We start from the raw sequence: 251 nt of genomic DNA on the forward strand, positions 1-251 counted from the left end.
GAAGGACGTGGCGAACAACGATACTGCCTCGGGGAGCTGTAAGCAAGCTTTGATCCGGGGATGTCCGAATGGGGAAACCCGGCTGGTGTAATAGCCAGTCACTCATAACTGAATACATAGGTTATGAAGAGGCATACCAGGGGAACTGAAACATCTAAGTACCCTGAGGAAGAGAAAACAAAAGTGATTCCGTTAGTAGCGGCGAGCGAATGCGGATTAGCCTAAACCGGTCAGCTTGCTGGCCGGGGTTG

At 51.4% G+C, this 251-nt stretch carries 1 rRNA gene; it reads left to right on the plus strand.

Annotated features, from left to right (window positions below):
• A 23S ribosomal RNA gene (locus RJP21_RS31125) occupies positions 1 to 251 on the plus strand; the annotation flags it as partial.

Source organism: Paenibacillus sp. VCA1, assembly GCF_031583795.1.
GTDB classification, from domain to species: Bacteria; Bacillota; Bacilli; order Paenibacillales; family Paenibacillaceae; genus Paenibacillus_AQ; species Paenibacillus_AQ albilobatus.